The organism is Marinomonas posidonica IVIA-Po-181, assembly GCF_000214215.1.
GTDB classification, from domain to species: domain Bacteria; phylum Pseudomonadota; class Gammaproteobacteria; order Pseudomonadales; family Marinomonadaceae; genus Marinomonas; species Marinomonas posidonica.
Genome location: NC_015559.1, coordinates 2216639 through 2235802, shown reverse-complemented (window position 1 = coordinate 2235802; position 19164 = coordinate 2216639). Strand labels below are relative to the sequence as shown.

General features: G+C 45.3%; 12 protein-coding genes. 9 read left to right on the top strand and 3 right to left on the bottom strand.

Annotated features, from left to right (window positions below):
• Nucleotides 1-13 precede the first annotated feature (13 nt).
• The 5 genes from MAR181_RS10465 (at nucleotide 14) to MAR181_RS10445 (ending at nucleotide 5236) form a co-directional block, all read left to right on the top strand.
• A complete protein-coding gene (locus MAR181_RS10465) occupies nucleotides 14-454 on the top strand; it encodes a tripartite tricarboxylate transporter TctB family protein (RefSeq protein ID WP_013796559.1) in 441 nt (146 codons plus the stop codon).
• A 1-nt stretch (nucleotide 455) separates the two neighbouring features.
• Nucleotides 456-1970 carry a tripartite tricarboxylate transporter permease gene (locus tag MAR181_RS10460; protein ID WP_013796558.1) on the top strand — a complete coding sequence of 505 codons (1515 nt, stop codon included), beginning with the start codon at nucleotides 456-458 and terminating at the stop codon, nucleotides 1968-1970.
• 101 nt (nucleotides 1971-2071) lie between these two features.
• Entirely contained in the window at nucleotides 2072-2755 is a 684-nt protein-coding gene (locus MAR181_RS10455; RefSeq protein ID WP_013796557.1) for a response regulator transcription factor, read from the top strand.
• Nucleotides 2718-4178 carry a sensor histidine kinase gene (locus MAR181_RS10450; protein WP_013796556.1) on the top strand — a complete coding sequence of 487 codons (1461 nt, stop codon included), beginning with the start codon at nucleotides 2718-2720 and terminating at the stop codon, nucleotides 4176-4178. Before MAR181_RS10455 ends, MAR181_RS10450 begins: the two co-directional genes overlap by 38 nt.
• Complete coding sequence (locus MAR181_RS10445) at nucleotides 4178-5236, top strand: ABC transporter substrate-binding protein (RefSeq protein WP_013796555.1); 1059 nt, start codon at nucleotides 4178-4180, stop codon at nucleotides 5234-5236. The genes MAR181_RS10450 and MAR181_RS10445 overlap by 1 nt, the downstream gene beginning before the upstream one ends.
• On the opposite strand, the gene MAR181_RS10440 is transcribed toward MAR181_RS10445, so the two are convergent.
• Nucleotides 5190-5939, bottom strand: coding sequence for a helix-turn-helix transcriptional regulator (locus MAR181_RS10440; protein WP_013796554.1), 750 nt, complete (start codon nucleotides 5937-5939; stop codon nucleotides 5190-5192). The two genes, MAR181_RS10445 and MAR181_RS10440, sit on opposite strands and share 47 nt — an antisense overlap.
• Before the next feature lie 143 nt (nucleotides 5940-6082).
• On the opposite strand from MAR181_RS10440, the gene MAR181_RS10435 reads away from it, so the two are divergent.
• The 3 genes from MAR181_RS10435 to MAR181_RS10425 all read left to right on the top strand — a co-directional run bounded on the left by MAR181_RS10435 (nucleotide 6083) and on the right by MAR181_RS10425 (nucleotide 8260).
• Nucleotides 6083-6694 (top strand): methylamine utilization protein, encoded by a 612-nt coding sequence (locus MAR181_RS10435; RefSeq protein ID WP_013796553.1) that lies wholly within the window; start codon nucleotides 6083-6085, stop codon nucleotides 6692-6694.
• Nucleotides 6695-6865: 171 nt separating this feature from the next.
• Nucleotides 6866-7804 (top strand): SPFH domain-containing protein, encoded by a 939-nt coding sequence (locus MAR181_RS10430; protein WP_013796552.1) that lies wholly within the window; start codon nucleotides 6866-6868, stop codon nucleotides 7802-7804.
• The gene (locus MAR181_RS10425) at nucleotides 7805-8260 is read left to right on the top strand and encodes an NfeD family protein (RefSeq protein WP_013796551.1); all 456 of its coding nucleotides are present in this window, start codon (nucleotides 7805-7807) and stop codon (nucleotides 8258-8260) included.
• A 72-nt stretch (nucleotides 8261-8332) separates the two neighbouring features.
• On the opposite strand, the gene MAR181_RS10420 is transcribed toward MAR181_RS10425, so the two are convergent.
• Nucleotides 8333-9184 (bottom strand): universal stress protein, encoded by an 852-nt coding sequence (locus MAR181_RS10420; protein WP_013796550.1) that lies wholly within the window; start codon nucleotides 9182-9184, stop codon nucleotides 8333-8335.
• A gap of 30 nt (nucleotides 9185-9214) precedes the next feature.
• Nucleotides 9215-10705: a SulP family inorganic anion transporter gene (locus tag MAR181_RS10415; protein WP_013796549.1), complete on the bottom strand. Its 1491-nt coding sequence runs from the start codon at nucleotides 10703-10705 to the stop codon at nucleotides 9215-9217.
• 355 nt (nucleotides 10706-11060) lie between these two features.
• On the opposite strand from MAR181_RS10415, the gene MAR181_RS10410 reads away from it, so the two are divergent.
• On the top strand, nucleotides 11061-19121 hold the full coding sequence (locus MAR181_RS10410; RefSeq protein WP_013796548.1) for a retention module-containing protein: 8061 nt from the start codon (nucleotides 11061-11063) through the stop codon (nucleotides 19119-19121).
• Nucleotides 19122-19164: the final 43 nt, after the last annotated feature.

Below are 19164 nucleotides of genomic sequence, written 5' to 3'. Positions count from 1 at the left end.
ATGGAGCAGAAACATGCGCATAAATGATCGTGTGTTTGGCATGCTGATGCTGATTCTCGCCGTTGCATACGGCTGGGAAGCGACGCAATTTCCTATGCCTTTTGGCGGGCATGAAAGTGTCGGACCTGAAACCTTTCCTATCATGCTGTCTATTATTCTCGGGATCAGCTCAATTTATATGATGGTACGACCTGACCCAGACGAGAAGTGGGCACCAGCGGCTATGTTAGTGGAACTGGCTATTGTTGTGTTGGCGATGTTGGCCTTTGCTTGGGCAATTGAACCAATAGGATTTATGCCGGCTGCCGCTTTGGTGGTGAGCTTTTTATGCTGGCGCATGGGGGCAAGTGTTTCGAAGAGTGTGATGACTGGCGTGATTAGTTCTGTTGCCATCTTCTTCCTATTTAATCATGTGCTTGAGTTAGCTCTGCCACTCGGTTTATTGGAGTTCTAATATGGATACGATCAGCTTATTGATGCAAGGCTTTGCCGTTGCGCTGTCGCCAGAAAGTATTATGTTTGCCGTGGTGGGGGCGATTTTAGGGACGCTTATCGGTGCTTTACCTGGCCTAGGTCCAGCCAATGGCGTGGCTATTTTGATTCCGTTAGCGTTTAGCTTGGGTTTATCGCCAACGTCGTCATTGATCTTACTGACCTCAGTGTATGCGGGTGCCATGTATGGTGGCCGTATTTCCTCTATCCTGTTGAACATTCCAGGAGATGAGCCTGCCATGATGACTTGTTTAGACGGTTATCCAATGGCATTGAAAGGTAAGGCGGCAGAAGCATTAGCGATTTCGGCCATTGCTTCGTTTATAGGGAGTTTCATCGCCACTATAGGTTTGGTGATTCTAGCACCGATCTTAGCTAAGTTTGCGTTGAAATTTGGTCCTTCTGAATATTTTGCCTTATTTGCGTTAGCCTTTGCGACCCTTGGTGGCATTACAGGTAAAAACCAATTTAAAACCCTAATGGCGGCGGCCATTGGTTTGATGATTGCGACGGTTGGGATTGATATTTCGACAGGCGTACAACGTTATACTTTTAACACCCTTGAACTGTTTGAAGGAGTGGATTTTATTATCGCTATTGTTGGCTTGTTTGCCATCAGTGAATTGCTGTTCTTCCTTGAGCGTCATGCCGGTGATGGTCTGAAACAAGTGGCGATTAATAAGTTAAAATTGTCGGCGAAAGACATTATCAAAGTCTTGCCAGCGTCCATTCGTGGTGCTTTGTTGGGCTTTGTTTCTGGTGTATTGCCAGGCGCTGGTGCCTCTCTAGGTAGTTTTATTAGCTATACTCTGGAGAAACGTACCTCGGACAAAGGTGAGTTTGGCCATGGTGATCCTCGTGGTGTGGCTGCGCCAGAGGCGGGCAACAACGGTGCAGCATCGGGCGCACTTGTTCCTATGTTGACTCTTGGTGTGCCAGGAAGTGGAACAACCGCTGTCTTATTGGCGATGTTGATTTCACTGAATATCTCACCAGGTCCTATGTTGTTCCAACAAAATGCCGACCTAGTTTGGGGCGTGATTGCTGCGATGTTTGTTGGTAACCTAGTATTGCTCTTGTTGAACATTCCTATGGTTGGCATCTTCGTTAAACTGTTGAGCATTCCGCCTAAATATCTTATGCCGATCGTGACCTTGATTGCTTCGGTGGGTATTTATTCCGTAAGTCACAGTGCTTTAGATTTGTATTTCATGGTGGGCTTTGGTGTTGCGGGTTATATTTTCCGTAAGGTGGACATTCCATTAGTGCCGATTATTTTGGGGATGTTGCTTGGGCCAGAAATGGAAAAAAGCTTACGCCACGCATTGGTGTTATCCGATGGTGACTGGAGTGTGCTTTTCAATAGTGGTCTGAGTATTGGTCTTTGGACTGTGGCGATTCTCGGATTGGTTTTACCTATTGTTGTCGGTCCAATTGTCCGTGCTAAGATGGCCAGATCAAAAAATAGTACTCGCTAATTAGCAAAGCGATTACTCGATACTAAAAAATTCGGACGGTCTTTACCGTTCGAATTTTTTTGCTTTATACCAAAAAATAATAATGAATTAGCAGGCGCCTTATGAGAATTTTAGTAGTCGAAGATACTCAGGTTTTGGGCCAAGCCATAAATGAGCGTTTAACCTCTCTTGGCCATGGTGTTGATTTGATAACAGATGGCAAACAGGCAGACGAAATGTTGCGTTATCAATCTGTGGACTTGATTTTGCTGGATTTGAATTTGCCTGGTTTGTCTGGCCTGCAATTGCTGCAAAAATTACGGCAACGTGATGATGACACGCCAGTGTTGATTTTAACGGCCCGAGATCACATTGAAGACCGCATTCGTCTATTGGATGCTGGTGCGGATGATTACCTGACGAAACCTTTTGATTTTGGAGAGCTAGAAGCCAGATGTAGGGCTTTATTAAGACGCAAACAAGGCTACGCTGCTAACGTCACGGAACATGGTAATATTCAAGTGAATCGTGATAGTCGACAGGTGTTTATTGAAGGGGAATTGACCGCAATTACCAATCGCGAATTTCGCTTGCTGGAGATTTTTCTTGGGCACTTGGGGCGGGTATTAAGCAAAGACGAAATAACCGATCACCTTTTTAATTTCAATGAAACGCCTGGGCCGAATGCCATTGAGTTGTATGTTGGGCGCTTGCGTAAAAAAATGTTGAAAGGGGATCTGGTGATCAGCACATTAAGGGGAATTGGCTATGTGGCAGAAATCACTCAGCCCACAAAATCTGAGTGATGATGAAAAGCTGGCGTTAAAAAAAGCCCCTTCATTACGCTTTCGTTTTATTGTCTCCGGTGTCATTGTGATTTGCGTTATTGCTGGCATCGCGATTAATTTGATTTTTGATTATAGCCGACAGTTGGCGGATTTATCCTATGATCGACTGTTGCGTAGTGCCTTGTTGCAAATGGATGAAAATATCGCACTGATAGACAATCAGGTCAGTGTTGATATTCCTTGGTCGGCTTTTGCTACCCTGGCTCAAGCTGATGAAGATCGGGTGTTTTATAAGGTGGAAAGTCGAGAACAGGGCTTTATTACCGGCTATGACAACCTCGACTCCCAACCCCCAAAACGGCCTGTTTTGGATCAAATGCAATTTTATAATCAAAGTTATTCCAATGAGTTGGTTCGATTTGCTTGGCTTGAGCGGCACCTAACAAATCCAGAAAGCGCACAAACTGTCCGTATTATTTTAGGTCAGACGCGTTTGTCTAGGGAAAAAATGGCTTCCTCCATTACTCAGCGTGCGGTTGAGGTGGTGGTGTTAATTGCATTGGTTGCCATTGCCTTGATTATGATTGGCAGCCATTTGGTGTTGCGTCCTTTGCATCGCATTGAGTGGGCGCTAGAAGAGCGTGTGAAAGGGGATTTAACGCCGATTACCATCAATACACCGAAAGAAACTCATCATCTAAAAGTCGCCATTAATCACTTTATGGCGCGTCTGCAAAAGAACCTTGAACAACTTGAAAATTATACCGCTGACGCGGCACACCAATTACGAACGCCTTTGGCGAGTCTGAAAGCGTTAGCAGAGAATGCACGTGATAATACCTCGCCAGAAAAACATCACCAGGCACTAGAGAATATCGTTCGTCAATGTGATTATTTGAGTCAGACTGTCACTTTATTATTGAATCAAGCCGTGGTGTCACATCGTTTGCAAACTCACCGATTGGAACCAATGGACTTGTTGCTGCCGATTACTGCGTCTTGTCGTGAACATGCTGTACCGGCTTTGCATCAAGGGGTGCGTTTATCTTATGAATGTTCTCTGCAGGAAGCTTGGGTGCTGGGGGATGGTTTTTCGATCCAGCAAATGATGCAAAATTTAATTGAGAATGCGGTGCGTTATAGTAGCCATCAAAAACAGCAGCAAACGGATGTGATTGTAAGAGTACAAGCGTTAGAGAAGATCTACCGCATACAGGTAATTGATTATGGTGATGGCATTGCCGAAGAAGAAAAAGAACGCGTGTTTGAGCGTTTTTATCGGGCTCGTTATGACATTGCGGGGAGTGGCGTTGGTTTGTCCATGGTGAAGGACATTTTAGACCACCATCATGCTCAAATCGACATTCTCGATACCCAACCAAAGGGCACGACCTTTCAAGTGGATATAGATAAATTGCGTTTTTTTGGAGGGCGAATCTGATGAAAGCATGGCTGACGATTGTAATGTGTTTTAGTTTGTCCTTGGCTTGGGCCGAATCCCCAACGGTTTGGTTTGGAAAAAAGAATGCATCACGAGTCTTGGTGATCAATTCGGCTTTGGATTTGACATCATTTGAGCCCATTTTGCAGGATTTTGTTGCCCAGTATCCGGAGATTCGAGTCGCGTATCGTGATGTAAATACCTTAGAGCTTTACTATCTGACTATTGAAGAGCAATCGAATCCAGTGGCCAGTTTGGCCATTAGCAGCGCAATGGATCTGCATTTTAAGCTGGTCAATGATGGTTACGCTCGAACTTATCAATCGAGTTTAACGGACAATCTACCGCAAGATTTTAAATGGCGTGACCAGCTTTTTGCGTTTTCATTAGAGCCGATTGTGATGCTGGTAAACAAAAACGCGTTCCCCGGGCCACTGCCAGAAGATCGACAATCCTTGTTACAGACCATACGTCAGCATGGCCCAACTATGACGAAACGTATTGGCACTTATGATATCCGTCAAAGTGGGGTGGGCTATCTTTTAGCGAGCCAAGATGCGCGGCAAGCGGATTTAACATGGGGGCGTTTGTTGGAGGCGTTTGGTAGTCACGATGTGCAGACCTATTGTTGTACTCATGACATCATAGACGATGTGGCTGATGGCAAGTTGGTGTTGGGTTATAACTTGCTTGGCTCATATGCTTCGCAAAGGGCAAAAGACGACGATCGCCTTAAAATGATTTTGCCGAAGGATTTTACCTTGATGTTAATGCGCGCGGCTTTAATTCCTAAGAATGCGCCAAATCCACAGGATGCCGGCTTGTTTATTGATTTTTTATTGTCCGATCGCGCTCAAAAAATGATGCAAGATCAGGGGCTGTTATTCCCAATACATCCGGATGTTAATAATGCAGAAGACCCGTTTGTGGTCAATGCGCCTGGACCGACAGGCATTATAGAACTGGATCAGCAGCTGTTAGTTGGGCGGGATTATGCCAAACAGCAGCGCTTTATTCGTAATTGGGAAATTGCTTTTGAGATTCATCATCAAGAGTAGAGCGGAAGCGGCCTGGCGTCATATTTTCATGTTGATGAAAAAGTCTGATGAGGGCACTGGCGTTGCTCAATCCTACTTTCTCTGCAATGTCTTCTAGACTGTTTTGAGAGGTAGAAAGCCAATGTTTTGCGGCCGTCAGTTGTTTTTTAAGAAGATACTGCTTTGGTGTTATACCAAAGTGCTGCTTAAACAGAAGCGTTAATTGACTGCTGCTTAAATGCACCTGTTGCGCGATTTCTTTGATGATTAAGCCATTAGCAAACTCCTGATCGATTAACTGCCTGGCTTTGTATAGCCTCATGTTAGCCTGTAACAAGGACTCTTTAGGTAAAGGTAACAAGTATTCGAGCATGGACAAGGCTTGTTGTTGCTTGAACGAGTTTGGATCCGCTGACAGAGTGGACAAAAAAGGCAAATAGGCTTGGGCCTGTGGGGTTAATTGGATGAAGGTTTCTTGGCTTACCAAGTCTTGATTCCAAATAGGCAGTGCATTCAATACTAGGCAACGATTATCTTGTTCTGCTTGATGAGTGTGTGCCTGTTGCGATGAAATGAGACAAGCTTGGCCGAACTCGACGGCTTGCTGTTGACCTTCCACTTCCAGTTCTAACTGACCAGAAAGAGGCAAAACAATTTGAGTGTGTGAGTGAAGGTGTGCTTTTTCTGTGCCTTGATAAGAGAGGATTTCAATGGAATCACGCACTGTCTTGTCCTAGTCTTGTTAATTGGATGATTACTTTTTAATACTGTCGTAGACTGTCGATATAAAGAGCGTCAGAAGAGCGAATCTTTCTTTCTGGAGGCGAATACTCTATACCTATCTAGCTTGAAGCAAAAGGGGAAGTCATGCGATATCTATTGGTTGGACTGTGCAGTTTGTGGTTACAAACGGCGTCGGCCGAAATTGCAATGCAAGTTTTGGATCAAGATCAACAACCTGTCACCGATGCAGTGGTGTTTGTGACGGACAAAGCGGTTAGCAGTCCAGCTGACAGTGCCGTGATGGATCAGATTGATGAGTCCTTTGTGCCTAGAGTGTTGGTTGTCCAAAAGGGGCAGTTTGTTCGATTCCCCAACAGTGATGACATTCGACATCATGTATACAGTTTTTCAGAGCCGAAAAGTTTTGAGATTAAGCTGTATAAAGGCTCCGACATTGCCCCTATTCAGTTTGATAAGCCAGGATTAGTGATTTTAGGCTGTAATATTCACGATGATATGATTGGTTATATCTTTGTTGCGGATAACGAATATGCCGTTAAAACCAATGAGCAGGGCTGGGTGACCTTACCAGTAGAGGCGGGTGACAGTGTTTCTATTTGGAATGAGCGCTTTGTGGAGGGGGTCGATACGATTAAACGTTTTGACGTCGGAAATGATGCTCGGCAAACCGTCATGTTAGACCTTTTTCCTTCGATTGAAGTCAGCGATCATTCTGATCACGGTTCTGATTGGTGAAACAAGGTCAATAGGGAGGCGTGTTGAACTTAATGTATCTGCTTGCTTATCCTTTGCTGAGACGCCAATCTTATTTTTTCATTAGATGATGTTGCAAAGTAAAATTAAACCTTGAAATGCAATAGTACAAACGGCCTGTAATGGCTTTTTTAAACATAAGGATTTAAACGAATGGAAGTAATACTTCACTATCTATTAAGCGTGCAAGTACTGGTACTGATCTTAGCGGTATTCCTGTTAAAGAGTTCAATTAAGTTTGTGCCTCAAAACCGAGCTTTTCTGATTGAGCGTTTTGGTAAATATCAATCAACAAAAGAAGCGGGCTTGAATTTTATCTTACCTTTCATTGATCGTGTTGCGTCAGACCGTTCTTTAAAAGAGCAAGCTGTTGATGTGCCAGAACAGAGCGCGATCACTAAAGACAATATCTCACTTCATGTTGATGGTGTGCTTTATTTTCGAGTATTAGATCCATACAAAGCGACCTATGGTGTTGATAATTATGTGTTCGCTGTCACTCAGTTAGCGCAAACCACCATGCGTTCTGAGTTAGGGAAAATGGAGCTGGATAAAACCTTTGAAGAGCGAGATCAATTGAATACCAACATTGTATCGGCAATCAATGAAGCGGCCGGGCCATGGGGTATTCAGGTCTTACGTTATGAAATTAAAGACATTATACCACCTCACTCTGTTATGGAGGCGATGGAGGCTCAGATGAAGGCAGAGCGTGTGAAACGTGCGCAGATTCTTGAGTCAGAGGGTGATCGTCAGGCGGCCATCAACCGTGCAGAAGGTGAAAAGGCATCCGTGGTTCTCGCGGCTGAAGCGGATAAGGAAGAGCAAGTGTTGCGTGCAGAAGGGGAGGCGAAAGCCATTGTGGCAGTCGCTCAAGCTCAAGCAGAAGCATTACGGAAAGTAGGTGAAGCAGCGGCCACAGAGGAAGGTCAAAAAGCCATTCAGCTTGATCTAGCAACTAAAGCCATTGACGCTAAGCGTGCCATTGCAAAAGAATCGTCTGTTGTCTTGTTGCCAGATGGTGCGACCGAAGCATCTTCTTTGGTGGCGCAGGCGACCACTATTATCCAGCAAATGAATAAAGGTGGTTAGATGAACTTTTTCACCGAAAACCTTGCTCAGAGCCTTTTGGTTGCGGGTTTAATCTTATTGGTGATTGAAGTCGTGGTGTTAGGCTTTACAACCTTTTTCTTATTTTTTGCCGGGCTTGGAGCTGTGCTAACCAGTGTGCTTTTGTATGCGGATATTGTTCCCAATACCACTTTAAGTGCTTTGATGAGTACAGGAGTCCTGACCCTGATCGCGGCTTTAGTGCTTTGGCGTCCGCTAAAATCGATGCAAGCGAATGTGAGTGGTAAAAAAGCACAAGGCGATTTAGTTGGTCACCAATTCATTCTGAAGGATAGGGTGTCGCCGACTGAGTCGCCTACTCATCAATATTCTGGTGTGAGTTGGCACTTAGTTAGTCAGGATACGATTGAAGTGGGAACTCGCGTTGAAGTCACCGAGGCTCAAGTAGGCACTTTCCACATTAAAGCAATTGATTAAACTGTATTGAAGAATGAAAAAGGCCGAGTCAGTATTCTTGCTAACTCGGCCTTTTTATTGACATGAACAAGACTAACGCAGAATGAGCAATGGAATACTACTTTCAATGATCATTTTGCTGGTGTTGCTGCCGACAAAAAATTGGCGGACCTTGGAATGTGCATAGGCCCCCATCACCATTAACTCAATATTATGATCGTCACGGTATTGTGTGAGCACTGGGTAAATTTTACCTGGTTGAATGCTGGCGGTTACCTGAAAGCCTTCCTGTTCTAGCATGGCTTGGGCGTCTTCTAACTTTTCTTTACGCTCGGGAGTGTCATCTCCAGCCATGACTAAATGGCATTTGAGACTCAATAGTAGAGGGCTTTTTGCAATTCTTGCAATGGCGTTATCCGCGGCCTCGCGTCCATCATAGGCAATCATGAAGTTTTTGGGTGGTGTGAAATCCCCAATGCTAATGAGGATGGGGCGATGTTGGCTGCGTGCCACTCGTTCAATATGAGAGCCAATGGTATGGGCATTCATTGTGTGGTGGTCGCCTAAGCGTCCGAGTACGATCAAGCGAGTATCTTCTTCCAGCTCGGCCAAACTTTCAACAAGATCACCATGCCGTTGAAGTTGAGATACTTGCTTGGCTCCGGCTGCTAAAGCATAAGATTTGGCATTGTCCAAAATCATTTTGCCATGCTCAAGTGCTAACTTGGCGCGTTTTGCATCGAGTTCGACCAGCTCATCAAGCAAATGTTCGCGGCTGCCAAAACCAATAGAGCCGGACAGATCTTCTTCCGTTCGGCTCTCATCTTTTTCCAAAGAGTGCAACAAGATCAGTGGACAGGATAATTGTTTCGCCGCCCACACCGAAGCGGAGGTGACGTATTCTGATAATGAAGAACCATCAATACAGGCAATTACGTTTGTCATGGTTGCACTCCTTTTTTTATTCTAATGGTTTTAATGTCCGCCCATCAATTTCTCAACTTCTTCAGGGTTATTATGAACACCAAATTTATCAACGACCGTCGCACTGGCTTGATTCATGCCGATTAATTCAACGTCAGCGCCTTCACGACGGAACTTGATCACAACCTTATCTAGGGCTGATACAGATGTAATGTCCCAAAAATGGGCATCTGACAAATCAATCGTAACCTTTTCTACGGCTTCTTTAAAATCAAAAGAGGCGGTAAATTGATCTGAAGACGCAAAAAAGACTTGTCCAATGACTTTGTATTTTCTGTGCCCCGTTGTGTTACCTGGCTCATTTGTAACCGCCATGAAGTGACCAATTTTGTTGGCAAAAAACATGGCCGCTAACAATACACCGACAAACACGCCCAACGCTAAGTTATGTGTGTAAACCACGATGGATACGGTGGCTAACATAACAATGTTAGTTGATAGAGGGTGTTTTTTCAGGTTAATCACGGATTCCCAAGAGAAAGTGCCAATCGATACCATAATCATCACAGCAACCAGTGCTGCCATTGGAATTTGACCAATTAGATCGTCTAAGAAGACGACCATGATGAGTAGCAAAAAGCCGGCAATGAAGGTTGATAATCGACCGCGACCACCGGATTTTACGTTGATAACAGATTGACCAATCATGGCACAACCTGCCATACCACCAAGCAAACCGGAAGTGATGTTGGCAACACCTTGACCTTTACATTCACGGTTTTTATCGCTGTTAGTATCTGTAAATTCATCGACGATCGTAGCGGTCATCATAGACTCAAGTAAACCGACTACAGCCAAACCTAAGGAGTAAGGTAAAATGATCCAAAGGGTTTCAAAGTTTAAAGGCACATCAGGCCATAAGAATATTGGCAGCGTATCTGGTAGTTCACCCATGTCTCCGACAGTACGAATGTCGAGTCCATAGGTCATCGCAAAAGCAGTCAACAGAACAATACAGACCAAAGGTGAAGGAATCGCTTTACCAATAATAGGCAGTAGTGGGAACAGATAGATGATGCCTAAACCAACCGCTGTCATGGCATATACATGCCAAGTGACATTGGTTAGTTCGGGTAACTGTGCCATAAAGATTAAAATGGCTAAGGCGTTAACGAAGCCTGTAACAACGGACCGAGAAACGAACCGCATTAGGCTGCCTAGCTTGAGGTAACCGGCGATAATTTGAAACACACCCGTTAGTAAGGTGGCAGCCAAAAGGTATTGCAAACCATGATCTTTTACTAAGGTAACCATAAGGAGAGCCATGGCACCCGTAGCGGCTGAAATCATACCTGGACGGCCACCGAAAAAAGAAATAACAACGGCGATACAGAATGACGCATATAGGCCGACTTTTGGATCGACCCCAGCAATAATAGAAAATGCAATGGCTTCAGGGATGAGCGCCAGTGCAACAACAGTACCGGCGAGGGAGTCGCCTTTTATATTTGAGAACCAGTCTCGTTTTATCGAATCGATCATGTATTACCTTCTGTGTGTATAAAGTCGCAATGAAAAATTGCTACAAGAGAGGCGCTGGAGCTCAACAAACAACTTGCGGGTTGTATTGTGGGGGCACTATTAGAGTCTAGAAAAGGCTCAGATACACCATGGAAAAATGGTTGATAGTACAAACGCCTGAAATTGCCGGAATTATAAAGAGTTAGACTATTTAAGGCAATAATAAGCCTTATTTATGATGCTTCCGTTACAGGGCTTAACATAAATACACAAAGAGCTTGGTCGGACTGTACCAAGGTACAATAGCAAGGTTTTTACATCTACTTTATCTTGTAGTCAATCATCAATTTAATCCGTCATTTACCGGAGACACCACATGAGCGACAACCAAGTATCATTTGCAACATTAGGCGAACAAGTCGGCATTATTACCAAATTAAGCGGTTCGGCGGTGGTTGAATCCATTGATGGTCAAGAACGAGTGGTTAAGGTTGGTGACCCAGTATTCTATGGTGAAGTCGTACGTACAAGTCACAATGCTAGTATCACCATTGCTTTTGTTGATGGCACTGAAGTGGTGATTGGTAATGATGCGAATGTTGAAATCAATGATGAAGTTTACAACCCAGGTGACAATGATGAACTGGTGGCCGATTCGTCCAGTGATGTGGATGCCCTTCAACAAGCTATTTTATCTGGTGATGACCCAACATTAATTCAAGATGCGCCTGCGGCTGGCGAAACGCTGACTGAGGAGAATCGTGTTGATGTCGATATTGAACGAATCGACAACAGTGCCTTACCAGGCTTTGGAGACGAGTCTTTGACTCTTCCTAGTTACGGTTATGATACAGACAGTGGCAGTGCGTTCCAGCAGAATCAAGCGAGTGAAGCGGCTGATTCTCAAACAACCACTTCAAGCGCTAGCGCTGACTCTCAAGCGAGCACTTCAAGTGCTAGTGCTGAAAATCAAGCTCCCGTTGTTGAAAATCAAACTGGATCTGTAACCGAAGATCTTACTCTAAGCGGTACATTGCAAGCGACAGATGTAGACTTGCCTTCAGGTAGCTCTTTAACATTTACAACCACATCTACTGCAACGGGTTTAACGCTGAATAGTGATGGCAGTTATACCTTTGATGCGTCATCTTATGATTCTTTAAGTGTTGGAGAAGAGCAAGAAATATCAATCAGTATTACCGCCACAGATGACCAAGGAGCAGCAGGTTCTGGCACATTAGTGATTACTGTGACAGGAACGAATGATGCGCCAATTGCTCAAGCGGCAACGGGCTTTGTGATTGAGAATACGGTACTTAGCGGTAGTATTAGTGCGACAGATATCGATCTTCCAGCGGATGCGACATTAGCTTTTACCACAGAAGAATCAATATTAGGCTTAACGCTTAACACAGACGGTTCCTATAGCTTTGATGCTTCTTTCTACAGTGATTTAACTTCTGGTGAAACTCAGACCATTACGGTTCCTATCACGGTGACCGACGACCAAGGTGCGACAGCGAGCACGACGTTAACCATCAATGTGTTTGGAACAAACGACGGCCCAGTTGCAGTAGACGACACAGCAACAGGCACAGAAGACGGTGGCGTGATCACCATCGATGTGTTGGCGAATGACAGCGATGTGGATGGCGATACGTTGACCATTACGGATGCTTCGGTACCAGAAGAGCAAGGTACGGTGGCGATCGTGGACGGCAAACTTGAGTTCACACCGGCTGAGAACTTCAACGGCGAAGCGACCATCAGCTACGAAATCAGCGATGGCACCACAACGGATACAGCCGATGTGACTGTGACCGTAGAGGCGGTGAATGATGCTGCTGTGATTGGTGGTGATGTGTCTGGTTCCGGTCTTGAAACCGATGAAGCCTTATCATGGACTGGTACGTTGACGGCTACGGATGCCGATAATGAGAACAATGCGTTTACCGCCACTACGATTGAGGGCGAAAACGGCAGCTTGAGTATTACGGCGGCTGGTGTTTGGACGTTTGTTGCGAACAGTGCGTTTGATGAACTAAGCGATGGCGAGATAAAACAAGAAGTTTTTGTCGTGACTTCAGAGGATGGTACAGAGCAAGAGATCACCATCACCGTGACCGGCACAAACGATGCGCCAGTTGCTGAAGCCGCAACAGGTGCGGTGGCAGAAGACGCGAGCATCACCGGCACCATCAGTGCCAGCGATGTGGATCTGGCTGACGATGCGAGCTTGGTGTTCAGCACCGAATCCGATGTTGAAGGCTTGACGCTGAATGCGGACGGTTCTTACAGCTTCGATGCGTCGTCTTACGACAGCTTGGAAGCAGGTGAAACACAGACCATCACCATCCCAGTGACCGTGACCGACGACCAAAATGCGACCGACACAACGACCTTAACGATTACCGTGACCGGCACAAACGATGCGCCAGTTGCTGAAGCCGCAACAGGTGCGGTGGCAGAAGACGCGAGCATCACCGGCACCATCAGTGCCAGCGATGTGGATCTGGCTGACGATGCGAGCTTGGTGTTCAGCACCGAATCCGATGTTGAAGGCTTGACGCTGAATGCGGACGGTTCTTACAGCTTCGATGCGTCGTCTTACGACAGCTTGGAAGCAGGTGAAACACAGACCATCACCATCCCAGTGACCGTGACCGACGACCAAAATGCGACCGACACAACGACCTTAACGATTACCGTGACCGGCACAAACGATGCGCCAGTTGCTGAAGCCGACACTGCGACCACAGATGAAGATACGGTGATCACCATCGATGTGTTGGCGAACGACAGCGATGTGGATGGCGATACGTTGACCATTACGGATGCTTCGGTACCAGAAGAGCAAGGTACGGTGGCGATCGTGGACGGCAAACTTGAGTTCACACCGGCTGAGAACTTCAACGGCGAAGCGACCATCAGCTACGAAATCAGCGATGGCACAGCGACCGATACTGCGGACGTGACCGTGAGCGTAGAGGCGGTGAACGACGGCCCAGTTGCAGTAGACGACACAGCAACAGGCACAGAAGACGGTGGCGTGATCACCATCGATGTGTTGGCGAACGACAGCGATGTGGATGGCGATACGTTGACCATTACGGATGCTTCGGTACCAGAAGAGCAAGGTACGGTGGCGATCGTGGACGGCAAACTTGAGTTCACACCGGCTGAGAACTTCAACGGCGAAGCGACCATCAGCTACGAAATCAGCGATGGCACAGCGACCGATACTGCGGACGTGACCGTGAGCGTAGAGGCGGTGAATGATGCTGCTGTGATTGGTGGTGATGTATCTGGTTCCGGTCTTGAAACCGATGAAGCCTTATCAATAACTGGCACGTTGACGGCTACGGATGTAGATAATGCCAATAACACATTTACTCCAGCTACGATTGTGGGTGAAAACGGCAGCTTGAGCATTACGGCGGCTGGTGTTTGGACGTTTGTTGCGAACAGTGCATTTGATGAATTGAATGTGGATGATCAGATTGAAGAGGTTTTCACAGTTAGTTCTGCAGATGGTACTGAACAATCTGTGACCATCACGATCGACGGCACAGATGATGTCTCTGTAATATCTGGAGATGTATCTGGGCAAGTGTATGAGGACTATGATGGGTCTGATTTAATTACGCTTAATACTTCTGGTTCATTGACCGTAGAGGATGTTGATAATGATGCCCCTGTCTTTGAAACGGATAGTGTTTCTTCTGCTGAGGGCAACTTGGGTGAGTTGACCATAGATTCAAGTGGAAATTGGTCTTATTCAGTAAGCAATGAAGCGGTTCAATTTTTAGGTGAAGATGAAACTAAAGTTGAAACCTTTACGGTTTACACAACGGATGGAAACTCTGAAGAAGTCAGTGTCACTATTACTGGTTCAAATGATGAAGCTGTGGTTAATACGACAGCAACATTATCAATTCAAGAAGATTGGTTCATTCCAATTACTCAAAGTTTAACAATCTCTGATGTCGATCAGAATGATTCTCCAGTTTTTGAAGATGCTGTACTTGAAGGTACTTATGGCACTTTAACCCTGACAAGTGGGCAGTGGACTTATGAGTTAGATACATCAAAAACCCAGTTCTTAGATGAAGGTCAAACAGCTGAAGATGCCTTTATTCTTGTAGCAAGTGATGGTACATCGCAGCCAGTGACAGTGACGATTAATGGTTTGGAAGATGGCGCTGTTGTTAGTGGTGATTTCTCTGGCACTCTTGATGAAGGAAACATTGGCGATAGTCCAAATACAGTCACAGGTACACTTTCAATTTCCGATGTAGATGCTAATGATAACCCTGTCTTTGAAGACACTACGGTTGCTGGTGAATATGGTAGTTTATCGCTTGTCGATGGTACTTGGACATACACTTTAGATGAGTCTAAAGCTGATAGCCTTCAGGGTGGAGTGTCTGTAACGGATACTATTAGGGTTAGTGCAGATGATGGTACGACTCAAGATATTGTTATTACGATTAATGGTACAGATGATAGTACGTCCTTAACTTTGACACCTTTAAGCGTTTTGGAAGATACAAGCGTAGAAGGCGACACGGTAGCGACTTTCACTGTATCCGATGCTGATGACACGGTAGCAGTTGACTTTACTCCAGGTACAAACGCTGATGGCTACTATGCGATTGATGGTACAAACGTTGTTCTTACTACAGCGGGTGAAGCATATCTAGATGCAGGAAACGAGCTTCCAGAGATCAGCTTAACCACAAGTGGTTCAGATACCCAGAAGACAGCGACAGCAACACCAGAGACTACGTTTGTTGATGATGCGTCTGTATTAACGGCTGATTCCAACTCTGCGCAAGAAGATACGAGTATGACAGTATCAAGCGCGAATGGATTGCTAGCGAATGACTCTGATGAAGATTCTGTACTGGAAGTCGAATCCTTCTCTGTTAATGGGCAAAATGCATCCGTTGGCTCAACGATCACTATTGCGGGTGTTGGCGCTCTAACAATTGAGGCAAGTGGGGCGTACGAGTTCACTCCAGTTGAAGATTGGTCTGGATCGGTTCCACAAGTGACCTATACAACAAATACGGGCTCAGAGTCGACGCTTGATTTGACTGTAACACCCGTAGCTGACGCCCCTGATGTCACTGTCACGTTGGGTGAAGCAACCTCTGGTGGCTCATCGGATACAAGGTTAGATGCGAACAATGTCAGTGACTTAGGTAAAAATACGAGTAACGAAGACGTTGAAACGAGAACGTTTGACTTCGGCAGCGAGAATGCCGGTAAGACAGTTACCCTGTCTTTTGACTCTGTCATTTCTGGTAGCTGGGATTCTAGCGGTTCGTATGCTGATAGTTATGAAGTTTCTTCAAACGGTGAGTTGTTAGAAAGCTTTACCTATAGACAGAGTAGCGGCAACAGTCAGTCACAAAGTAATACCTACACGGTTCAATTGGACAGTGACGGCAAAGTCGCTATTGAATTTAATGTTGACAGCACAGGGTCAGATGAAGAAGTGGATGTTTCTAATATCCAAGCGACATTGACGTCGAGTAGCGATACGTTATACCCACTTACTATTTCAGCCACTCAAACAGATGCAGACGGCAGTGAGGCATTAACATACAGCATTGCTTCACTACCTGATGGTGTGACGCTACAGGATCAAAATGGCGATACTATCGATCCTAATCAAGATGGTCGTTATACCTTGCAGGAAAGTCAGCTAAGTGGCCTTAATGTTGCTGTTGAAGATAGTGTTTCTACTGACTTCGATATTAGGGTTACTGTAACAAGCTCAGAAGGTGGTTCCAGTGCCGTGACGACTGAGGCTGTAACCGTATCTGTTGGCAACGATGCTCCAACTATCGAGTTGGAGAGCGGAGCAGATTCTGTCGCGGTTTCCGAAGAAGGGTTAATAGATGGTAATGCTGATACGTCAGGTAATTCTGATTCAACGAACTCTGTAACAGCGACAGGAAACTTTACGGTTGCTGATGAAGATGGCGATTCGTTGACTGTTTCACTAGTGGCTCCAACGGGATCATACACATCAAATGGCGAAGCCATCGAGTGGAGCACGAATGAGGATGGTGACCTAGTTGGTTCTGCAAATGGCGAAACAATACTGACGGTTTCTCTAGGAGACGTAGCAAATGGATCTGGTAGCTACACAGTTACCTTATCTGGACCTCTGGATCATTCAGATGCCTCATCAGAGGACGTTGAAAGCATTCAGTTCGGTATTCAAGTATCTGATGGAACAGAAACGACGACTGAAAATGTTACTGTAAACATTGAAGATGATTCTCCGGACGCAGTTACAACCACGGCTTCTCTCGATTTGGGTAGCACAACAGCTGCATCGAGCTTTGCGGTTTCATCTATTGAAGGTGGATTGCAATCCAGTAGCTATACAAATAATCGCTATTCAAATACCACTGAAACAAATACTGACAGTGACAGTTTGGTTGATCTTGTTGAGTGGAATGACGCTGGTAACAATGGTGAGGCAAGTAGCTATACGTTAGTTGACTCTTCTAATCAACAAGGGCTTTCAGTTGGCGAAGGGTTCACTATTGGCAGCTTTACTCATACCAATGAGATGATTAATTCGAATTACCAAACGCTTGATAGTACTACTCTGTCGTACACGTTTAATGTGGTTATTGACGGTGAAACTAAGTCAGTCACTTTGGATGTTGAGTTGGATCATACAGAAACGCTTAATAGCTATGGATCAGGTGATGATACGGTTGTGATGGGAACTTTGCCTTCAACGCAAGTTGAAGTGAATGGCGTTACCTATAATGTTTCATTAAGTGGGTTCAAAGACTCGTCTGGTAATATTGTGACAAGTTTGTCCACGGCTGAAAATGCCAATCAAACCGTTTCTGTGGTCGCCAATGTGGCTGTAGCGTCTGTTACTGATAGTAGTGATGTATTGACCGGAACGCTTGCTCTTGATGCTGGCGCGGACGCTGGCGCGGTAGCTGCTGCAACGACAGAAGATACAAACGGTACCTTGGTTGTAAACGCAGATGGTACTTATATCTATACGCCTAGTGAAACGCTAACATCATCTCTAGAGTCTGGTGAGACGACAACCATTTCCTATCATTACAATGTGGTTGATGCCGATGGTGACACAACAACCAATACGTTGGAAATCACGGTCACCGGATCTGAAGTAGTCACGAGTACCAGTTCAGGGCTATCAGCTGAGTTCTATAACTACTCAGGATATGGAGACTACGGTAATACTGACAGAGTATCGGATGCGTTAGGTATTATTTCTGATGCAACCGAACCCAATGCCACCTTTATTGCTACTGAGGTAAATTATACTGAGAGTAATAGAGATCTGGGCGCATGGGGTAATTTAGAGGATTGGATTGGGGACGACTCAAGTTCGTTGACCTATAACAATCAGCAGCATACCGGTGACGCCGTTGTTAAAATGACTGGTTCGGTATCTCTAGACGCTGGAACGTACACCATGAAAGTCACTGCGGACGATGGCTATCAAATCAAAATTGATGGTGAAGTGGTCGCAGAGTACGATGGCAACCAAGGAGCTAAATCTCGTTATGCAACGTTCAGTATTGATGGCAGTGGTAGTCATGATGTTGAGATTGTGTACTGGGATCAGGGTGGTGCATACACATTAACGGTTGAGTTAGCTGATGAGTCTGGAAACTTCGAATACTTAGGCAGTGACGCTTATCCTACGTCTCATACGTCATCTTCGTTAGTGACAACAGATACTGATTCAGATGGTGACACTGATGATGCTTCTAATGTTGTTGATGGAACGGATGTCGATTCACTGGAAGAACGTGCTAATGAAATTGGTGACGTTGATCGTGTTCAAAGTAAGCATGGTTCTCTACAAGGTACGGATGACGATGAGGTGCTTGCAGGGTATGGACAAGATAGCTGGTCTTCTAAAGATACTATTGACGGTGGTGCTGGAGATGATGTACTTGTTGGCGGTGGCCACAGAGATACCTTGATCGGTGGTGACGGTGATGACTATCTATTAGGTGGCTTAACAACCGGAGAAGACTGGGCTGTTGATACGCTAACGGGAGGTGAGGGTGATGATGTCTTTATCTTGACAGATCATGGTCAAGCAAATGGCTGGAACTCTGGGCATAATGACCTCATTACAGACTTCAACGCAGCGGAAGATTCGTTAGATCTTACCGATATTCTAGATGGACTGAATGACGCTCCAAATAGCGATGCCGATACGGATGTTATCTCTGACTTCTTGAATCAGCATGTTAGTGTTGAAGACGGCGCAGTGAAAATAGACGGTAATGACGTAGCAAAATTTGGGGATGATTCTAGTTTTGATTCAAACCAAGATGGTTCGGTTACATCGAATGACTCTGTAACGGTTATCTTTAATGACCAAGAATACGTCATTAACGTTGATGGTTAGAATCTTCTATTAGAAACAAAAAAAACTGGTGTTCGAGCAATCG